This is a genomic window from Comamonas testosteroni, from assembly GCF_000761245.1.
GTDB lineage: Bacteria > Pseudomonadota > Gammaproteobacteria > Burkholderiales > Burkholderiaceae_C > Comamonas > Comamonas testosteroni_C.
On sequence record NZ_AWOR01000042.1, the window covers coordinates 70,784 to 89,528 of the forward strand.

General features: G+C 54.8%; 14 protein-coding genes. 6 read left to right on the top strand and 8 right to left on the bottom strand.

Annotated features, from left to right (window positions below; translation table 11 throughout):
• Positions 1 to 35: 35 nt before the first annotated feature.
• On the bottom strand, positions 36 to 578 hold the full coding sequence (locus P353_RS08790) for a retropepsin-like aspartic protease family protein (protein ID WP_034368118.1): 543 nt from the start codon (positions 576 to 578) through the stop codon (positions 36 to 38).
• Between the two features lie 145 nt (positions 579 to 723).
• Here P353_RS08790 and P353_RS08795 point away from each other — a divergent pair, with 145 nt between their 5' ends.
• The gene (locus P353_RS08795; protein ID WP_034368121.1) at positions 724 to 1,494 is read left to right on the top strand and encodes a DsbA family protein; all 771 of its coding nucleotides are present in this window, start codon (positions 724 to 726) and stop codon (positions 1,492 to 1,494) included.
• Between the two features lie 198 nt (positions 1,495 to 1,692).
• On the opposite strand, the gene P353_RS08800 is transcribed toward P353_RS08795, so the two are convergent.
• Both P353_RS08800 and icd read right to left on the bottom strand, forming a co-directional pair.
• Complete coding sequence (locus P353_RS08800; protein WP_034368124.1) at positions 1,693 to 4,080, bottom strand: membrane-bound PQQ-dependent dehydrogenase, glucose/quinate/shikimate family; 2,388 nt, start codon at positions 4,078 to 4,080, stop codon at positions 1,693 to 1,695.
• A 203-nt stretch (positions 4,081 to 4,283) separates the two neighbouring features.
• The gene (gene icd / locus P353_RS08805) at positions 4,284 to 5,546 is read right to left on the bottom strand and encodes an NADP-dependent isocitrate dehydrogenase (RefSeq protein ID WP_034368127.1); all 1,263 of its coding nucleotides are present in this window, start codon (positions 5,544 to 5,546) and stop codon (positions 4,284 to 4,286) included.
• A gap of 164 nt (positions 5,547 to 5,710) precedes the next feature.
• Here icd and P353_RS08810 point away from each other — a divergent pair, with 164 nt between their 5' ends.
• From P353_RS08810 to P353_RS08820, 3 genes are all read left to right on the top strand, one after another.
• The gene (locus P353_RS08810) at positions 5,711 to 5,968 is read left to right on the top strand and encodes a hypothetical protein (RefSeq protein WP_232776359.1); all 258 of its coding nucleotides are present in this window, start codon (positions 5,711 to 5,713) and stop codon (positions 5,966 to 5,968) included.
• A gap of 214 nt (positions 5,969 to 6,182) precedes the next feature.
• Entirely contained in the window at positions 6,183 to 6,683 is a 501-nt protein-coding gene (locus P353_RS08815; RefSeq protein ID WP_034368133.1) for a DUF192 domain-containing protein, read from the top strand.
• A gap of 87 nt (positions 6,684 to 6,770) precedes the next feature.
• Positions 6,771 to 7,268, top strand: a complete 498-nt coding sequence (locus tag P353_RS08820; protein ID WP_232776361.1) for a hypothetical protein — start codon at positions 6,771 to 6,773, stop codon at positions 7,266 to 7,268.
• Here the strand turns inward: P353_RS08820 and P353_RS28025 are convergent.
• Entirely contained in the window at positions 7,248 to 7,538 is a 291-nt protein-coding gene (locus P353_RS28025) for a CPCC family cysteine-rich protein (protein WP_080750496.1), read from the bottom strand. The two genes, P353_RS08820 and P353_RS28025, sit on opposite strands and share 21 nt — an antisense overlap.
• Before the next feature lie 189 nt (positions 7,539 to 7,727).
• Positions 7,728 to 9,959: an NADP-dependent isocitrate dehydrogenase gene (locus P353_RS08830; protein ID WP_034368141.1), complete on the bottom strand. Its 2,232-nt coding sequence runs from the start codon at positions 9,957 to 9,959 to the stop codon at positions 7,728 to 7,730.
• A gap of 510 nt (positions 9,960 to 10,469) precedes the next feature.
• Here P353_RS08830 and P353_RS08835 point away from each other — a divergent pair.
• Complete coding sequence (locus tag P353_RS08835) at positions 10,470 to 10,991, top strand: regulatory protein GemA (RefSeq protein WP_232776363.1); 522 nt, start codon at positions 10,470 to 10,472, stop codon at positions 10,989 to 10,991.
• A 663-nt stretch (positions 10,992 to 11,654) separates the two neighbouring features.
• Here P353_RS08835 and P353_RS08840 read toward each other — a convergent pair.
• Positions 11,655 to 14,342, bottom strand: coding sequence for an ATP-dependent DNA helicase (locus P353_RS08840; protein WP_198529047.1), 2,688 nt, complete (start codon positions 14,340 to 14,342; stop codon positions 11,655 to 11,657).
• A gap of 1,661 nt (positions 14,343 to 16,003) precedes the next feature.
• Positions 16,004 to 16,297: a hypothetical protein gene (locus P353_RS08845; protein ID WP_052084805.1), complete on the bottom strand. Its 294-nt coding sequence runs from the start codon at positions 16,295 to 16,297 to the stop codon at positions 16,004 to 16,006.
• 514 nt (positions 16,298 to 16,811) lie between these two features.
• Between P353_RS08845 and P353_RS08850 the strand changes: the two genes are divergently transcribed.
• Positions 16,812 to 17,105, top strand: a complete 294-nt coding sequence (locus P353_RS08850; protein ID WP_034368147.1) for an H-NS family nucleoid-associated regulatory protein — start codon at positions 16,812 to 16,814, stop codon at positions 17,103 to 17,105.
• Between the two features lie 967 nt (positions 17,106 to 18,072).
• Here P353_RS08850 and P353_RS29150 read toward each other — a convergent pair.
• Positions 18,073 to 18,372 (bottom strand): hypothetical protein, encoded by a 300-nt coding sequence (locus tag P353_RS29150; RefSeq protein ID WP_157839572.1) that lies wholly within the window; start codon positions 18,370 to 18,372, stop codon positions 18,073 to 18,075.
• Positions 18,373 to 18,745: the final 373 nt, after the last annotated feature.

An 18,745-nucleotide genomic window follows, 5' to 3' on the forward strand; every position in this document is an offset into this window, starting at 1 on the left:
AGTGCGCAAAATCACGGCCAGGGTCTTCGCTGCACTCACTTGCGCGGGCGCAGCAGCATTTCATCGCCGCTCATCTGCACATCGAAGAAGCGCAGAAAGTTCTGGCCCAGCAAGGCGTCTTCGCTGTCGTCGCCCGTATAGCCCGTGCCCACGCGCACGTCGCGCACACGCAGGCTGGCGATGCGGACCTCGTCGGCAGTGACGATGCGGCCGTCACGTTCGCCGTTGGCCGTGCGAAAACGCACTTTCTCGCCGCCTTCCAGGCCGGCACGCTCGGCCAGTGCATCGGTCACGCTGACCGAGGTGGCCCCGGTGTCGACCAGAAAGGTCACGGGCTGATCGTTGACATAGCCCTTGACGCGGAAATGCCCGTCCATGCCACGCTCTATGCGCACCGTGCCATCGGCCAGAACCTTGGCCTGGGCCGGCTTGAGGAAATGCTGCATGGCCAGATACATCACGGCCATGACCACCAGCCAGAACAGCAAAAACAGCACTGTGCTGCGCCGTGCCACGGATTGCGGGGAAGGCTCGGACTCTGGCGAGGACTGGGGCGGTGGCGTGACATTCAGGCGCATGGGCAGACAAACAAGCTGAGGACAATGCAGCCATTTTGCCAAGACCGGCGCCAAGGTCATCGCCCGCGTTGCGGCACGGCGGCCCCGGCAGCGCTTACATTGAAGCTTGTCTGCAAAATCCACCGACCTTGCTGGTCGTCCAACCATGAACACATCCCAGCTGCCCGCCCTGGTGCTTCACTATATTTTCGATCCCCTGTGCGGCTGGTGCTATGCCGCCGCCCCGCTGGTCAAGGCCGCGCGCGAAGTGCCCGGCATCGAGGTTCAATGGCATGCCGGCGGCATGCTGACCGGAGCCCACACGCGCACCATCACCGCGGACTGGCGTGACAAAGTCATGCCCAGCGACCAGCGCATTGCCGAGATGACGGGCCAGCCTTTTGGCGATGCCTACCTCAACGGCCTGCTCAATGACATTGGCGCGCCGCTGGACTCCGAGCCCCCGACCACGGCCCTGCTGGCCGCCCAAGCGCTGGCCGGCAAGGGCCTGGAGATGCTGGCTGCCGAGCAAAAAGCCCATTACGTGGAGGGCCGCCGCATCAGCGAGCCCGCCGTGCTGCGTGAGCTGGCGGCCGGCATCGGTCTGGACAGCGCAGCCTATGACGCGGCCTACGCCGAGCAAAGCGGTGCGGCCACCGAGCAGCACATTGCCGACAGCCGCCAATGGCTGGGCATGGTGCAGGGCCAGGGCTTCCCCACCCTGGCGCTGGAGTTCGACCACCCCGAGCAGGCTGGCCAGCGCGCCGTGCAGCGCATCGAGATCGGCGAATGGCTGGGCGATGTCGACGGCTGGAAGCAGCAGCTGGCCGCCTGGGCCGAGCAGATTGCCGAGCTCAATCAGCAGCAGGCCGGCGACACCCACACCAGTGGCGACCCCAGCTGCGGCCCCGACGGCTGCGAGCTGCCACCGCGCTGAGTGGCATAGCCCGCGCGGCAGTCACTCTTTTATTCATAGCTTGCAGCGCTTGATAGTCAAAGAACTCAGACATTATTCAATCCAAGTTCCTTATATATCAAGCGCAAGCAGCTATCATTTTATAATATCGCTGCCGCATTGCAGCCCGGCTGCCGGCGGCTCCCCGCCCCGTCGCTATTGCCTTCGCTATTGCCTTCGCTATTGCGGCAGGGCATAGGCGATCACATAGTCGCCGCGCTTGGGCGACTGGCGTGCACCGCCGGCGGTGATCACCACATACTGCCTGCCGGTTCTGGGCGAGACATAGCTCATCGGCCCGCCCTGGCTGCCCACGGGCAGGCGCGAGCGCCAGATCTCCTTGCCGTTGGCGCTGTCGAAGGCGCGCAGATAAAAGTCCTGCGTGCCCGCGAAGAACACCAGCCCCGACTTGGTGGCCATGGAGGGGCCCAGCGTGGGCATGCCGATGGGAATTGGCAGCCACATGGGAATGCCCAGAGGGCCGGTGTCGCGCACCGTGCCCACGGGTACCTGCCATTTGATCTGGCGCGATTTCAGGTCCACCGCCGTCATGGTGCCAAAGGGCGGCTTCTGGCAGGGAATGCCCAGCGGCGACAGAAAGCGCTGGCGCATGGCGCCAAACGGCGTGCCCTCCTGGGGCACGGCTCCCATCTCGATGCCGCTGGCGCCGGGCTTCATATCGGCGCGCGCAATCATGTAGTTCGCCAGGCCCAGGCGCATATCGTTGACGAACATGGTCTGGCTGATCGGGTCTATGGAGACGCTGCCCCAGTTCATGCCGCCCAGCGAGCCCGGAAACTGCAGCGTCGGCCCCATGCCTGGCGGCGTGAACACGCCTTGATGCTGCATGTCCTTGAAGGCAATGCGGCACAGCAGCTGATCGAAGGGCGTGGCCCCCCACATATCGGACTCCTTGAGGGTCTGGTTGCCGATATTGGGCATGCCTGTGGAATGCGGCTGGGTCGGTGCATAGCGCTCGCCAGGTACATGGCCTTGCGGCACGGGCAGCTCCTGCACCTCTGCCAGAGGCTCGCCACTCTCGCGGTTGAGCATGAAGATCATGCCCTGCTTGGTCACCTGCAGCAGCGCGGGGTCCACCCCGCCCTGGGCATTGGGCACATCGACCAGAGCGGGCTGGGACGGGATGTCGAAGTCCCACAGATCGTGGTGCACGGTCTGGTAGAGCCAGCGCGGCTTGCCGGTCCTGATATCCATGGCCACGATGGCGGAGCTGTTCTTCTCCATCTCCGGCGTGCGCTGGGCCGCATAGAAGTCCGGCGTCGCATTGCCCGTACCCAGATAGGCCAGGCCCAGCCTGGCGTCATAGGACATGCCGCCCCAGACATTGGGCGAGTTGCGCGTGTAGGTCTGCCCCTGCGGCGGCTGCCCGGTGATGTCGGGATTGCCCGGGTCCCAGGCCCAGACCAGCTTGCCGCTGTGCACATCAAAGGCACGCACCACGCCCGAGGGCTCGTCGGTCGAGAAATTGTCGGCCACGCGGCCGCCCACGATCACCAGGTTCTCGGCCACCAGCGGCGCCGAGGTCTGCTGATACCAGCCCTCCTTGACTTCGCCCATGCCCTGGGTCAGATCCAGCACACCTTCCTTGCCGAAGTCGGTGCATGGCTTGCCGGAATCGGGATCGAGCGCGATCAGGCGCGCATCGATGGTGGGCAAAAACAGACGACGCCTGCAGCCTGGCGCAGCATCTGCGGGCTTGCCAAGGGCGCCCGAGGCCTTGATGGTGGCCTCGTTGCCATCGAAGTAACCCAGACCTCTGCAGCGCTGCCAGTTGGGTGACTTGGCCTCGGGGTCGAATTTCCACTTCTCCTCGCCCGTGTCCACATCCAGTGCCAGCACCTTGCCGTAGGCCGTGCAGACATAAAGACGGTCACCGATCTGCTGCGGCGTGTTCTGATCTTCGGCACCCGAGCCCGTGCTTTGCGGTACATCGCCGGTGCGTGCCGTCCAGGCCACGGCCAGCTTGTCGACATTGTTTCGGCTGATCTGCTCAAGGGCCGCAAAACGCTGGCCTGCGGGACCTTGCCCCCAATCCGTCCAGTCCGAAGGCTTGAGCTCCATGGAGCTGACCGACGGCACCTCGGTGACCTCGGGGGCAATCACGCCCTTGGGCGAGAAGGCACTGACGGCCGTCGCGACGATGCCCAGGCCCAGCACCACCACCGACACTGCGGCCCCCAGGCGTCCGTAGTCGTTCATGACCAGCTTGCCCGCCTCAAGCTGTGCATAGCCCAGGGCCACCAGCAGGCCCAGCACGGCAAACACCATCAGGCGCGAGACCAGTGGCCAGAACTCCCAGCCCGCATCCCACCAGGCCCATACCAGGGTCAGCACAAAGGCCAGCGCATAGACATGGGCTCCGGCCCTGCGCCGCGCCAGCAGAAGTGTGGCCGATGCCAGCAGCGCCAGCCCCATCAGCACAAAGTACCAGCTGCCTCCCTTGCCCAGCAGCACACCGCCGCCTATGGTCATGTACAGACCCATCAGCAGCATCAGCAACGCCACTGCAAGCCAGTACCAGCGCCCGTCATTGGATGAAGGAGCCATAGCCTCACCTGAAATTAATTGCCATTTGTGTATTGCACGCTTTAAAGCCGATACACATCGACATACTTTCGAGGCTTTGCACGCCAGCCTCAGGACTACAAGCGCCAGGCCGCAGGCATAAAAAAACCGCACCGTGGAGACGGTGCGGCCGCTGAGATCGCCGTGCCGGCAGCTCCTGCAAGCTGCCGGGCAGGCAGCACAGCTCAGTCCATCATCGAGATCACCACATCCCCGAAGCCCGAGCATGAAACCTGGGTCGCTCCGTCCATCAGGCGGGCAAAGTCGTAGGTCACATGCTTGCTCTGGATGGCTTTTTCCAGCGACTCGACGATCAGATCCGCTGCCTCGCGCCAGCCCATGTGGCGCAGCATCATCTCGGCGCACAGAATCATGGAGCCGGGGTTCACATAGTCCTTGCCCGCATAGCGCGGCGCCGTGCCGTGGGTGGCTTCGAAGCAGGCAATGCTCTCCGACAGATTGGCGCCGGGAGCAATGCCGATCCCGCCCACCTGCGCGGCCAGCGCATCGGAGATGTAGTCGCCGTTGAGGTTGAGCGTGGCCACCACCGAATATTCGGCCGGGCGCATCAGAATCTGCTGCAAGAAGGCGTCGGTGATCGAGTCCTTGATGATGATGTCCTTGCCCGTCTTCGGGTGCTTGATGCGGCACCATGGGCCGCCGTCGATCAGCTCGGCACCGAACTCGCGCTGCGCCAGCGCGTAGCCCCAGTCACGGAAAGCGCCTTCCGTGTACTTCATGATGTTGCCCTTGTGAACCAGGGTCACGCTGGGCTTGTTGTTGTCGATGGCGTACTGGATGGCCTTGCGCACCAGGCGCTCAGTGCCTTCGCGCGAGACGGGCTTGATCCCGATGCCCGAGGTTTCGGGAAAGCGGATCTTGTTGGAGCCCAATTCCTTGGCCAGGAAGTCGATGAGCTTTTTCGCCTTCTCGCTGCCGGCCGCGTATTCGATGCCCGCGTAGATGTCCTCCGAGTTCTCGCGGAAGATCACCATATTTGTCTTCTCGGGCTCCTTGAGCGGCGAAGGCACGCCCTTGAAGTACTGCACGGGGCGCAGGCAGACATACAGGTCCAGCTCCTGGCGCAGCGCCACGTTCAGCGAGCGGATGCCGCCGCCCACGGGCGTGGTCAGCGGGCCCTTGATAGACACGGCATAGTCGCGCACGGCAGCCACGGTTTCCTCGGGCAGCCAGACATCGGGGCCGTAGATGCGCGTGGCCTTCTCACCCGCATACACCTCCATCCAGGCAATCTTGCGCTGCCCGCCATATACCTTGGCAACGGCAGCGTCAGCCACCTTGCGCATCACCGGCGTCACATCAACACCGACACCATCGCCCTCGATGAACGGAATGATGGGTTGATTCGGAACATTCAGTGTCTTGTCCGCGTTGACGCTGATCTTCTCACCCTGCGGCGGAACCTGGATGTGCTGGGACGTGCTCATGCTGTGGAATCTCCTAGTCTTGAATACTGCGCGGTGGCGCACCTTTTTGGTGCTGTTTCTTGCCCCCGATTTTGGCACCTTGCTCTAAGCAAATTTTAAGAAATACCGCATAAAAATCTGTCAACGGCGGCACAGGACCGCCGTTGAGGGGATGTGAGGGGCAGATGGGCTGCTCCGCACTTCAATCTGAAACCTGGCATTGCCGCATCTTTGGGAAATTGGCATCTATGAAAAAACTACTCGCTGTCCTGATTGCCGGTTCGTTCGCTGCTGGCGCTTTTGCTCAAGCCGCCGCGCCGGCGCAGCCTGCCACCTCCCCTGCCGCAGCAGCAGCGGCGCCCACAGTCAAGCATATGAAGGCAAAACCTGCCAAAAAGCATCATATGCAGCACAGCACCAAAAAGATGCACAAGCCAGCCTGATTGCGCGCTGAAGGCCGGTGCGGCGATACCAGCACTCCAAGCCTCTGTACGCCGGACCTGACTCACGCCAAAGCCTGCCGAACGGAAAGCTCTGCAGACTTTGCATTTTGCAGACCGGCTCCGGCCGCCTATTTGCGACAGCGATTTGCGCCGCAACCCACGCGGATTGCTATAGGCTTGCAACTTCCGACTTCCTGTTTGGCATGCAAGGCTCATGAAGAACCTCCCCACCAAGACAATCCCCAAATCCGGCTGGCGCGCTCCGTTGCTGGCCCTGGCCTGTACCGCCCTGCTGGGCCTGTTCGGCAGCCCCGCCATGGCCCGCGACGAAGGTCAGCCCCAGATGAATCTGCGCCGCATCGACCTGACTGCCGGCATGTACCGCATCGACACCCAACTGGCCGTCACGCCGCAGCAGCGCGAGATCGGCCTCATGTTCCGCAAGGAGATGCCGCAGCAAGAAGGCATGCTCTTTGTCTTCGAAGTGCCCGGCGTTCAGTGCTTCTGGATGCGCAATACCATCCTGCCTCTGACGGCGGCCTTTGTGGCCGATGACGGCACCATCGTCAATCTGGCCGACATGAAGCCCATGAGCGAAGACTCCCACTGCTCGGCCAAGCCCGTGCGCTATGTGCTGGAGATGAACCAGGGCTGGTTCACCAAGCGCGGCATCAAGGCCGGCACCAAACTGGGCGGCGCTCCCTTCAATCGCTAAGCACCGCCAGAGCCCGCATCCTTCATGCCCTGCCAGCCGCGGTTTCCACAGGCACTGAGCGATATCGCCGTTGCCCTGCTGCGGAGATTGGAAAAATCGCAAGCGCTTGAGCCCTGCCCCGGCTTCACGGTAAGGATTGATGGCCAATTGCTGCATGCTCCCTACCGCGTGTACTACGACGAACGTGAGCTGCAGCAATGCATTCAAAAAAGCAGCGGCCCCACACAGCAACTGGCCCTGTGCCTGGGCAGCCGCCACGCCAACGGCCATGTGCGCGAAACCTGTCTGCGCCAGCTACTGGCGCATGACTGCGACTGGGTGCTGCCGTTTGTGGTCCGTGCGGCTGGCGAGTATGTGCTGGAAATTGCCGAGCATCTGACAGCCCAGACCCATAGGCTATCGCCGCACAGCTACGGGCGTTTTGCTGCCGAGAACCCCGAGTTTGTGACTACCTGCAAGCAGCAGGCCGCCAGTTACTGGGACTGCTACCACCGCCAACGCTATCCGCTGCTGCGCCAGCATCCAAGCATACGATTTCTGCGCTGGGTTGACGAGGCACGGCAATCACTGCCCCATGCGGATTGAGGCCACTTTACTCAGAACGCGCGGTCCATGCCGATAGTGGCTGCGCGCTGCCGGTGGGAGCACGCTCTTGCGCATTCGGTAATCGCAGGCACCAAAGTACTGAAAGTTGCGCCGACCTTCGCGCAGCGTCATATGGTTGGGGCCGGAGTATTTATCCGGGCAGTCCACATCCCAGCCACTGTCTTCCCAGAAGCAGACGCTGCAGATGCTGTACTCGCCACGATCATCCAGCGAGAAATAGTCGCAGCACGGACACTGATACAGCGACATGGAACGCCTTTCATAAATTCGAATCAAGTCAAGCTGCAGCGCTTATACATCATGCGCAGGCAGCTTCTATTTATATAGCAACTACTGAGACCGGACACAAAAAAGCCGGAGACCTTTTCAGGTCCACCGGCTTTTTATGGGCACAGCCTGCACGCAGGCGGGGCAACCCGCTCTGCGAGGCAAGCTGGCTTACACCGACGCGATGGCGGCGTTGAAGGTGGCGCTGGGGCGCATCACGGCGTCCAGCTTGGCCACGTCGGGCATGTAGTAGCCGCCGATATCGGCAGCCTTGCCTTGCACTTCCTTCATCTCGCCCACGATCTTGGCTTCGTTCTCGGCCAGAGTTTTAGCCAGAGCGGCGAACTTGGCCGCCAGTTCTGCATCTTCGCTCTGAGCAGCCAGAGCCTGGGCCCAGTACAGAGCGATGTAGAACTGCGAGCCACGGTTGTCCAGCTCGCCGGTGCGACGCGAAGGCGACTTGTCCTCGTCCAACAGCTTGCCGGTGGCTTCATCCAGAGTCTTGGCCAGCAGCTTGGCACGGGCATTGTTTTCCTTGATGCCCAGGTCTTCAAACGAGACGGCCAGGGCCAGGAATTCACCCAGCGAGTCCCAGCGCAGGTGGTTTTCTTCCACCAGCTGCTGCACATGCTTGGGAGCGGAGCCGCCAGCACCTGTTTCGTACATGCCGCCACCGGCCATCAAAGGCACGATGGACAGCATCTTGGCCGAGGTGCCCAGTTCCAGAATCGGGAACAGGTCGGTCAGGTAGTCACGCAGAATGTTGCCGGTCACCGAAATGGTGTCCAGACCGCGGGCCACGCGCTCCAGCGTGTAGCGCATGGCGCGCACTTGCGAGAGGATGTGGATTTCCAGGCCGTTGGTGTCGTATTCCTTCAAGTAGGTCTGCACCTTCTTGATCAGCTCGGCTTCGTGGGGACGATAGGGGTCCAGCCAGAACACGGCAGGCATGCCGGAGTTGCGGGCACGGGTCACAGCCAGCTTCACCCAGTCGCGGATAGGAGCATCCTTGACCTGGCACATGCGCCAGATGTCGCCAGCTTCCACGTTCTGGCTCAGCAGCACTTCGCCGGTGGCGATGTCCACGATGTTGGCCACGCCGTCTTCGGCGATCTCAAACGTCTTGTCGTGCGAGCCGTACTCTTCGGCCTTTTGCGCCATCAGACCCACGTTGGGCACGGTGCCCATGGTCTTGGGGTCGAAGTTGCCGTGCCACTTGCAGAAGTTGATCACTTCCTGGTAGATACGGGCAAAGGTGGACTCAGGCATCACGGCCTTGCAGTCGTAAGGCTTGCCGTCAGCGGCCCACATCTTGCCGCCCACGCGGATCATGGCGGGCATGGAAGCATCCACGATCACGTCGTTGGGCGAGTGGAAGTTGGTGATGCCCTTGGCGGAATCGACCATGGCCAGACGCGGACGGTGCTCCTGGCACTTGTGCAGGTCACGGATGATTTCTTCGCGCTGCGAAGCAGGCAGGGTCTCAATCTTCTCGTACAGATTGGCCATGCCGTTGTTCACGTTCACGCCCAGCTGATCAAACAGCTTGCCGTGCTTTTCGAAGGCTTCCTTGTAGAAAATCTTCACGCAGTGACCGAACACGATGGGGTGGGACACCTTCATCATGGTGGCCTTCACGTGCAGCGAGAACAAGATGCCCGACTCGCGGCAGTCTTCGATTTCCTTTTCATAGAAAGCGCACAAGGCCTTCTTGCTCATGAACATGGAATCGATCACTTCTGCAGCCTGCAGCTTGACCTTGTCCTTCAGAACGATGCTGTTGCCGGATTGGGTCTCCAGCACCATCTTCACTTCGCGGGCCTTGTCCAGCGTCATGGACTTTTCGCCGTGGTAGAAGTCGCCCTCTTCCATGTGCGACACATGGGTTTGCGACCACTGCTTCCACTCACCCATGGAATGGGGGTGCTTCTTGGCGTAGTTCTTGACCGCAGCAGGCGCGCGGCGATCCGAGTTGCCTTCGCGCAGCACGGGGTTCACGGCAGAGCCGATGCACCTGTTGTAGCGTGCCTTGATGTCCTTTTCGGCATCAGTCGTGGCGGTTTCAGGATAGTCGGGGATGGCGTAGCCCTTGCCCTGCAATTCCTTGATCGCTTCTTGCAGCTGGCCCACGGATGCGGAGATATTGGGCAGCTTGATGATGTTGGCTTCAGGCGTCAGCGTCAGCTTGCCCAGTTCAGCCAGGTTGTTCGGAGCGCGTTGGGCTTCGGTCAAAAAGTCGGGGAACTCGCCCAAGATACGGCCTGCCAGCGAGATATCGCTGGTCTCCACATTGATGCCGGCCGGTGCTGCGAAAGCACGGATCACGGGCAGGAATGCGCTGGTAGCCAGGCGGGGAGCCTCGTCAGTCAAGGTGTAGATGATGGTGGGTTGCTGCGTACTCATCTCTTGTCTCAGGTTGTGAAAAAAGGGGGAAAGGTGCCTTGGGCCTGCATCCCGGGCTTGCGCAATGGGGCCTGACACAGCGGGACGACACTTTCTTGATGCAATGCGTTCCCACAATACAAAATTCTACGCGCAACCGGGCCGATTTTTTTAAGTCTTGTACAAGACTCAAGGATTTAGCTCAACTTTCGCAAGGTGTTTTCATAGGGAAACAGGCTTTTTTCCCCGGTTTTCTGCCATGTAAAAATGTCGCACTGCGGCATTCATTTAGAGACATCACAGCCATGCAAGTTGCGTTGAAGAGTTGCGTTGCGCGGCCTTTGGCACAAATTTGCGCGATCTTTGGCGCAAAGTAGCACAGGCTTTGGCACCAAGGCTGACAAATCGGCAAGCATTAGTTCACCACAAGTGTTGCTTTGCTGCATATCAATAGCTCGCTGATCCATATAAGACTTCGGATCACTGCTCATCACTCTTCGTCATCGAAAAAGATCTTCTGAGCCAAGCGTCGTGCTTTTGACGTATGCCTTCAAACACGAGCATTCGCTAACAAGCAGACCTCAAAAAACTGTACTGCACATTCTTGTTGCTCACACCTCGCCTTTTGCGGCAAAAGATCAGCGCCGCCGTGAGCTGAGCCGCATCCATCAGGGGCGCACCGCCCTGGGGTGGACGGAGGATGACTACCGCTTCCACCTGGTTGCAATCAAGGGCGTGGCCAGCTCTGCGGATCTGGATGCAGCGGGTCGCGCCAAGGTGCTGGCTCACATGGCCAAGCTGGGCTATCAGCCCAAGTCCCGCAGCTTCAAGCCCTTTGGTCAGCCCGAAAAGATCAAGTGGCTCTGGAAGAAGCTCAATGAAGCAGGCGGCCTGCGCAACGGCAGCCCCGCCGCCCTGCTCGCCTTCGTGAGTCGCACCACAGGCACAACGGTGTCGGATCTGAAGTTCCTGCCAACCGCCCAGGCCAGCACGGTCATTGAGGCGCTGAAGTCCATGCTGGATCGCGCCAAACGTCAGCCAGCATTGAAATGACCCAGACCTTCCCCATCCCCATTGACCTGCTGCCGCCGCTGCTGCAGGAGTTTGAGCGCCTGGTAGTCTGCAGGCCACCATGGCGCTGGTTCAGAAATGGGGTGGGCTGCGGGTTTACTTCCCAACCCCAGAGCGTGTCACCGAAGATCACCCCTATGCCGCAGTCATTGGCGTCGAGGCGCTTTAAAGCTGGCAGAGGAGTATGGGGGCCTGCCTCATTTCCAGCTGCCTAAAGCGGAAAGAGCGCTCCAGGCCGTGCGCAATGCACGGATTGCATCTGAGTACGCGACCAACAAGATTGCTCGAGAGATCGCAGCCGAATACGGTCTCACTGAGGGTCAAGTGGTTCGCATAGCGGCCAGCTTGGGAGTGACAGCCCCGCTCGACCGGAGGCAGCGGGCACTCTTTTAAACCCGCCTTGCCTCACACAAAAGAGAAAACGCCCGACCATGCATGGTTGGGCATTTTTTTAAGAAAATTTTTCTATAAGTGGTGATTCCATGAATGGTAATCATAAAAACAGACATTATAAAACCATATTAATACAATTATTCAAAATTAATTGCCGCATATATTAATTGCAGATACAAATAATACAAAAAACATCAATTAATATTGTATTCCACTACATATAAGTAGCCTGTAAATCATTAATTATCACCATTAAATTTTCACAAGGCCTCGACGGCTCGAAAGAATATGAATATCCTTTGCATTTGATTCTCTATTCAACTTCTTAATGACACTCTGCTGTGTCTCTGGAGTCCAGAAAATCTTTAAACTCTCTCGAGCCCGAGTGATTGCGGTGTAAAAAATGCTATGTGACACGTCATCCTCATTAGCATCAGTGACGACAACCTTTACTGAATCATATTCAAGGCCTTGTGCCTTGTGGATTGAAACAGCATATGCCACCTGAAATGGTACGATGGTATTAAGTGAATCATCATCGTCATCATCACTGGTCGCCATGTCATAGACAGAGAATCGTACTATTGAGTCCCTGATCCATACAACTTCATTATTATCTGCTACATCAAATGCATTTAAAGGTCGATCCAACTCGACATCGAATTGAATTTTCCCTTCTTCCCTACTAATTCCAACAATAAAACCTTTTAAATTATTATAAAATAATGGTCGAAATCTCTCAGTATCATTAAACAGTATGGGATCGCCAACTTTATAAGTAGAGTAACGCCAAACAGTTGCCTGACCTGGATTACCACTTTGAAGAAAACGATTAATATTATTTATTCCGTAAAGTCCATCGTAGTTTAAACAAAGAATAATCTCATCCTTACCCTGACGACGAAATAGAGTATTATCCAACACTGCAGAATATCCATTACGAACCATTATTTCAGTTATATCATCCCTAATAAATCTAACTGCATCCCAGAATCTCAAAAGTGAAGAATTTTTCGTTCTATAAGGGGTTGTCAGTTCAAAAATAGAGGAAGCAGGTATAAAGGCTCGTATTACCTCAAACCAGTTACCGAACTGAATAGACTCAATTTGGTATGTATCACCAACTAGCACAAGCAACTTGAACCGAGTATTCAGCAGCACCTTCAGAAAGTCCGCATTGCTAACGGTACTACATTCATCAACGACCAGAATATCGTACTCCTGATCTATCTTTTTTCTTCCCACTTGGCTGCTAATAGTTCTAAATTCCGAGTTTTGTGCTGTGATTTTCCTCTTAAGATTGTCAATTGCAGGATTGGTATGCGCCAAAAATAATTTATTTTTATCATTAAAATAATTAGCGACATGGTCAACCATTGTCGACTTTCCAGTCCCTGCAGCACCGTATATCACTGCGACTGTTGATCCACTGAAAAGTTTTCTTAGAACATCTACTTTAATCTGATCATCGATCACTCGGTGCGATTGGGAGAGCCAGCGCTCAACCGACTGAGTATAACCATCTATTTTTAATGAAGCATATTCTTGCAACTTCTCGACGATAGAGCATGTTTCATCTTCGTACCCTGAAATATGAATGTACTTTCCATCGACAACTAATTTCCGATGCACATGCTTCCGATATAAATTATTATTGTACTCCTCAGACAATTCAGAAATACTGCCATAATCCTCAACATCTTTTAAGGGCGTGTAAAGAATCCCACGACTCTCCACATTATTCTTTACATGCCTTCCTAAAAGCTCGTGCTTACGATCAACAATGTCAGTGCTTTCAACTACATCCCAGTACTTTGGGTTATGCCCTGGCAAAGAAGTGCACAATGGCATAGTATCAAACGGAATACACCCATAAGAAAGCCGCATTGCCGAAAGCATCGCAGATTCCTCCGAATTAAATACCATCTTTAATGTCTGATTATGCATCCGCACAGAGAGATATCGAATTACATTTTTCCCTCGCGCTGAAAGCTTCGATATGTTTCTTACTTTATCGAAAGTTGGAAAAATCTGCAACTGTCTTTCATTATCTCTAACAGCCTCCTCTTTCATAGAAGAATATGCATTATCTGGCATATCGATCAATTCAACCAAGTTCCGACCACCCACAGTCAACCACTTCATCAAAAGCTGATATTCATTTGAATTTGTTCGAACCGAAGTTTTAAGCCCCAATAATCTTGAGAAGTTAACAAACTCACATGGCCGAATGGAAACCTCCCAGTTTCGAATAATCGTAATAGGCATGGTTTGACCGATGACATCAATGGACTCCCTTCGGAGAGTCAACATTGCTGAGTACTTGTCAGTCATGTCTATTAATGTAAAGGCAATTATTCGGTCAAACTTATTAGTCTTATTGACTGCCCTATAAAATGTCACCTCATAATAAACACGACCTCTAACAAAAAATGGGCGCGTCTTATGGATGTAGTATCTATCTCGAGCATCTTCTCCCCGAGGCATAGATCGGGATAGCTCAATTTTTTCTGCAATTTTCTCATAATACTCGAGCAACGATGGGTCTAAATCTACTGGAAATTTTTCCAAATTATTAAGTATCTCAACTCCATAATTCTCTTTTAAAACGCTACGAATACGATATAGGTATTCATAATATTTGAGCATTAAGCGCTCAGATGCATCGCCATCAAGAGTATAGTGAGAGGCGATCTTCTGAATCAGCTTGTGAAATTTACCTATAAAACTCAGCTTACCGTTGCTCTTGACATAATTCAGTCCGGGCTCTATTGATGCATAAATAAATTCTGTTTCAAGAGATTTAGTATGAAAAAGAACTACCACGCCCTCAACAAGGTTCCGAAGTTGGGACAAGACATTCTGAGATAACAAACCCCGATGGTCAACGAGCATATCAATATTATGGGATATCGCTCTGTTGGCATTATTGATTTGCATGAAGACCGTAATCATACGAATATATCTTTCTTATTAAAATGAAAAATAAATAATATTTAAATACCGAGAATCAACTATTTATAATATTCATAGCAATTTAAATAAATATAAAATTTGCTTCAGTGATGGATTCACAAAAATCAGTGTAACAAGATACAACATTTAAGTCATAAAATCTACACAAGACAAACTCATTGCAAAGAACTCGTACAGTGCGTAAGAGAGCACACAGACAGGTCAAATCACATGTTGTGCCTTAGCCAGAGTTGCAGACTGAGAGCTCAACTGGAGCGCTTATGACCGACTCAAAACCTAAGATGTTTCATGCGTCCTCCGCTTTGCTCATCTGCATAAAGGCAACTTCCCAGCGAACAAATCGACGCAAGGTCGGAAGACATTGCATTCCAACACGATCAGACCAACTAGTTGATTTTATTGACCTTTAAAGGTAGGAAGTCAGCTGGCTTCCTACCTTGGAACTTCCATGCTCAGTTAGAAGTAGACATATGCGCGGCGACCACAAGAAGCGCTTAAGTAGTGTGCCAAGCCAAGCGAAGCTTGGAGGTCCGAGTAAACCTATTCCACCCGTTATAGGCCCACTCCGACCGTTGTATGCCTTTTTTCAACCCATTCTGTGCCAAACCTTCTGCAACAAGCAAAAAGGTCGATTTGCCATGCAATCCCGCACCGGTATTAACTTTCCAAGAAGTTCCATCTCCTGTGCTCAGTGCCAAAGCGCTCACTCCCCCACAAAATTTGCGCGATCTTTAGCACAAAGTAGCACAGCCTTTGGTACCAAGGCTGACAAATTGGCAAGAGATAGCCGCCACGAATGTGTTGTTTTGTCGCCAACAGCCCGAGCCAGCTTCGGCGATGAATGTATCAGCTAGTGGACTTTCAGTCCTACAGGAGCGGCAGGAATCGCCCCTCAGCAGTCATTCAATGCAGGCTTAATGCAGCCACTCCATTGCTATAGTCATGTGGCAAATTTAGGCTACTCCTGCTCTGAAAAAGCAGGCAACTATGAGCGTAGGAGCCTTTGACGGTCTATTTTGGATGCAATCTAATTTAGGCTAGAAGATCGTCAATTATGAAAGAGCGTCATGCGAAATCTATTAATGTCGGCGCTGATTGGTGTGGTTTGTATGAACGCTAGCGCGACGTGCTGGAGGGTCACAGATTTACGTGGAAGTTCAGCGCGCGCCTCAAGTGGCTTCACGTTAGGCCATGATGGTTTTACTGGACAGACGTTCGAGATCACAATCAACAATGACGCAGGGGCAGTGAAGCCGTCGAATCTTGATTGCCGCCCGGCAACAAAGAACTCGTTAGTATGCATAGACTCTAAGGATGATCGGCTAACCGTCGAAACGTGGTCAATAGATGAGAGTCAGCGAAAGCTTGTCCATACAAAGGCAATTAGTGGCTACGGTTCGTACGATGGTGGAAATCTCTTTATTGGAAAAATCATCGGGACATGTAATGCAGGCTAATTTTCCGATATTGGTTTAGTGGGCGAACCACGCCGCTGTGCGCTACATAGCTTCTGCATTGGGCATCTGATTCCTCTCGCCTTAATCAGCCGTTCCTGGCCGGTTTCGGCTGTCGCTGACCGCCCCACAGGGGACGTTGACATCCGACGATGAATGCTATGAGACGGGCTATATATCCTCTTGCTTGCTGTACAAGTTCTTTTCATACCAAGCTTCTGAATGAACATTGCCGGGGGCTACCTCAAGCATTTCTCGCACTCTGGACAAGGGCACCCGGACCAAATGATGCCCGGCCTCAAACTCCAACCACAGCGACTCGTCCAAATCGCTAGCAACAACAGTTATCAACGAATGATCTTTACCGTCGATCTCTGCAAATAGCTCAAGCTGTTTCCCAGCATCGACTGCTCCGAACCACTGAAGGCGAGTGTCCGGTTCAATAGGCAGGCGTTTCGTGCTCATGGCTTTTCATGCGTCCTATTGCATCGTGTTGGCCGCGAAAGTTAGCCAGTATGGCACCCCAAATGCGTTATCACTAAATAAGATGAAGTTCTACTCCGCAAATTTTGTATATGCCTCGATGAGGGAACACCAATCTTTGAGCTCGATAGCAGGCTGATCGCGTGATCTTTCAACATAAAGAGTGACACCCATAACAGCACCTTTCACTGCATTTGTACGGTACAGGGCAGGAGTCTATCGGCACTATCTCTGGTCCGAAAATGGCCGAGCACAGTCGGGCATGGCGACCCTCTGCGGCCATGTTGCAGCACTCAAGACATAGGCTCCAAGCCTAGCCCTACGCATTGCAGAACCCACTTTTTCTGCCCCAACCTCTGCTTTGAACACCTAGAACTGGTACACAATGTGCGCGGTCACTTTCAACTGAAAGTGAACTAACTGCATAAGCGATGTATCTCATGTATGAGTGCACCAATTTAGTGCTATCTCAAACATTTACAGAGGATGTCTTTAAATGAGTACACATTCGTACAAGGAACTGTTGGCGCAACGCGAAGCTCTTGAACAGCAGATTGCTGCTGCTCGAAAGGCCGAAGTCGCAGGCGCGGTGCAAAAAATCAGGGACTTGGTCGAGGCTTTCGGCCTGACACAGGACGATGTCTTCCCTGCCGCCAAGCAAAAACAAAAGCGCGAGACTGGCTCTGTAGCCCCCAAATACCGCGACCCCGCCACAGGCCAGACTTGGTCCGGTCGAGGAAAGCCTCCGAATTGGATCAAAGATCAGGACCGTTCCAAGTTCGAAATCTAAAAGTGGCCCTAGCGGCCACTTTTTATTTCTCCCAGCTGCCGCAGCGCTCGGGTTTGCCGGCGCTCTGGCGATTCCTTCAACACTGCCTCGCAGACCCCTTTGTCTTGGCCCAGTTGTAGATTTCCAGCGCGCCACGTTCACACCGATCCGCATCGCAGCCAACCGCGTACTCCTGCTCCTGAGCTTCCATCTCAAAGTCTTTGAAGCATTCCCGTATTGCAAAATCCGGTCGTTGATGCCGATGACGACCTTGTCTTTGATTTCCTTGGGCTTTTCAGCCCTAGGTTCGTACTGCTCCCACTCGAACCACACACCACAGCCTTCGGTTTTCCAGTGGATGTGCCCTGTCGTATCAATCCATCCGTTCCCTGGCAAGCTGCTCGATGTAGGCATCGCCCGCCATTCACCGATATGCCGCTGATAGGTTCAGCCACGCCATAAACGAGGCCACATTCAGCAGGCCGCGACAAGGGGCTTGCTCACATGGCCAAGCTGGGCTTGCAGCCCAAGTCCAGAAACTTCAAGCCATTTGGCCCAACCGAGAAGATCAGGTCTCTCTGAAGGAAGCCGGATGCAGCGGTGACCTGTGCAACAGGCAGCCTCGCCGCCCTGCTCGCCTTCGTGTGCCAAACCATAGGTACAGGAGTGTCGGATGTAAAGCTCCTGCCAACTGCGCAGGCCGACACCTTCTTTGAGGGGCTGAAGTCCATGCTGGATCGAGCCAAACGCCAGGCACAGTTCAAAGGACCCAGGCATGTACGGCCCCATCGATCTGCCACCACCGCTGCGGCAAGAGCCGGAGAGCCTGGTGGGTCTACCAGCCACCAGGGCACTGGTTCAGAAATGAAGTGAGCTGCGAGTGCACTTCCAACACCAGAGCGCACAACCGAAGACTCTCATAAGCGAAGGTAACTGGCCTGGATGCGCTTTTAGAGCGTGTAAAGGAGTACGAAGGGTTGTCCCATTTTCAGCTGCCGAAGGCAGAAAGAGCGCTCCAGGCCGTGCTCAACGCGCATATCGCCGCAGCGTTACGCAGCGCATAGATCGCGTGAAAAATAGCAGCCGAGTACTGCCCCAAGTGGTAAGGATCGTCGCCACTCCAAGAGTCAACGCCCCGCTCGGCAGACGGCCGCAAGACTTTTTCTAGTCGAACACCACTCCTGAAAAAACGCCCAGTTTCATTCAAAGCTGTGCGTTTTAGAACGTTCTCCAAACTGATATGGCTCAGGAATTCAAAAGAAAAAAGCCAACTCTTGTTGAGGCTCAATTGTAAAAACTCACAGTTACTTGAATCCAGCTTCTATGTAATGCGTCTTGATCGCATCAGTGACACTGAAAAAGAACGCTATTTATCTGCTGGCTACTGAATATCGCACTGCTATTCCGAACTGGCAAACGGATGCTTCAAGACCAACCGACACGCAGAATCTCGCAAATTTCGAGGCCTCGGCAATGTCAACCAATGACAACAAATGAAACAAAGCGCATATTGTTTGTATATTTGAGCTTGTATCCCTCAGTTTGCATGCTTACGAGACCCTGCACATTCCTCCCCTATGGAGTGTCTGGAGTTCTTGCATGGATGGTGATATCAGCCTTGGCCCGCAGCAAGTGAAAAATGGCTTGTAGCGGCCTGCATC

Excerpts from the sequence above, each read along its gene's own strand:
- P353_RS08830 (WP_034368141.1), bottom strand. The coding sequence starts at position 9,959 with ATGAGTACGCAGCAACCCACCATCATCTACACCTTGACTGACGAGGCT.
- icd (WP_034368127.1), bottom strand. The coding sequence starts at position 5,546 with ATGAGCACGTCCCAGCACATCCAGGTTCCGCCGCAGGGTGAGAAGATC.
- P353_RS08845 (WP_052084805.1), bottom strand. The coding sequence starts at position 16,297 with ATGAGCACGAAACGCCTGCCTATTGAACCGGACACTCGCCTTCAGTGG.
- P353_RS08850 (WP_034368147.1), top strand. The coding sequence starts at position 16,812 with ATGAGTACACATTCGTACAAGGAACTGTTGGCGCAACGCGAAGCTCTT.
- P353_RS08795 (WP_034368121.1), top strand. The coding sequence starts at position 724 with ATGAACACATCCCAGCTGCCCGCCCTGGTGCTTCACTATATTTTCGAT.
- P353_RS28025 (WP_080750496.1), bottom strand. The coding sequence starts at position 7,538 with ATGTCGCTGTATCAGTGTCCGTGCTGCGACTATTTCTCGCTGGATGAT.
- P353_RS08840 (WP_198529047.1), bottom strand. The coding sequence starts at position 14,342 with ATGCAAATCAATAATGCCAACAGAGCGATATCCCATAATATTGATATG.
- P353_RS08815 (WP_034368133.1), top strand. The coding sequence starts at position 6,183 with ATGAAGAACCTCCCCACCAAGACAATCCCCAAATCCGGCTGGCGCGCT.
- P353_RS08790 (WP_034368118.1), bottom strand. The coding sequence starts at position 578 with ATGCGCCTGAATGTCACGCCACCGCCCCAGTCCTCGCCAGAGTCCGAG.
- P353_RS08800 (WP_034368124.1), bottom strand. The coding sequence starts at position 4,080 with ATGGCTCCTTCATCCAATGACGGGCGCTGGTACTGGCTTGCAGTGGCG.
- P353_RS08810 (WP_232776359.1), top strand. The coding sequence starts at position 5,711 with ATGGGCTGCTCCGCACTTCAATCTGAAACCTGGCATTGCCGCATCTTT.